Annotated in this window: 1 protein-coding gene; it reads right to left on the reverse strand. The window is 59.0% G+C overall.

What is annotated here, in order from left to right; genetic code table 11:
• Positions 1-79: 79 nt before the first annotated feature.
• Positions 80-790 carry an IS6 family transposase gene (locus HMPREF2875_RS02060; protein WP_070669845.1) on the reverse strand — a complete coding sequence of 237 codons (711 nt, stop codon included), beginning with the start codon at positions 788-790 and terminating at the stop codon, positions 80-82.
• Between the last annotated feature and the right edge of the window lie 54 nt (positions 791-844).

The raw sequence follows: 844 nt of genomic DNA on the forward strand, positions 1-844 counted from the left end.
AGGTGCTGTTGCAAAGTTGGGCGGAGAGCCGAGACGACCCAGTTTCTCATTTCCTGATGGCCGCTGCGTGCCGGCGTTCTCAGGCCGTCTCGAAGACCCGGTTGACGATCACCGCGTCCGGATTGGGGTGCCCATAAGCAAACATCGTGCCCTGACCTTTCCGTAATGAATGCATCGCTTCCATCCCTTTCAACGTCCGGTAGGCGGAAATTCGGTTTTTGAACGCCCCCTTCGGTCCCAGGATTCTTTTAAGTCGGCCATGATCTCCCTCGAGAACGTTGTTCAGGTATTTCACCTGCCGGTGCTCCACCATCTGAGGGCAGATTCCCTCCGCCTTCAGCTCGGATATTGCCTTGGCCAGAGCTGGTGCCTTGTCGGTGTTGATGACCCGCGGGGACCCGGCTGTCGTATTCGATCGCAGCGTCTTGGCCAGGAAACGCTTGGCCGCAGCCACATTCCGTTTTGGTGAGAGGTAGAAGTCTAAGGTCTGCCCACCGGCGGTAATAGCCCGGTAGAGATAGCACCACGTGCCGCCGACCCGGATATAGGTCTCATCCACCCGCCAGGACCGGGCCTGCCAGTCGGGTACCTGCCGGTACCAGCGAGTGCGCTTATCCAGCTCAGGGGCGTATTTCTGCACCCAGCGGTAGATCGTGGTGTGATCGACTGGCACACCCCGCTCGGTCATCATTTCTTCGAGGTCGCGGTAGCTCACGCCGTAGCGGCAGTACCACCGCACCGCCCACAGGATGATGTCACGGGGGAAATGCCGACCGGAGAAGATGCCCATGGCTCTGATTATTTCACGTCGGTCTTTCTACTGCCCCAACTTTGCAACAGCACC

It is taken from the genome of Corynebacterium sp. HMSC078H07, assembly GCF_001812805.1.
Lineage (GTDB): Bacteria > Actinomycetota > Actinomycetes > Mycobacteriales > Mycobacteriaceae > Corynebacterium.

Bases quoted from the DNA above. Each gene is read 5' to 3' on its own strand.
- HMPREF2875_RS02060 (WP_070669845.1), bottom strand. From the start codon at position 790: ATGGGCATCTTCTCCGGTCGGCATTTCCCCCGTGACATCATCCTGTGG.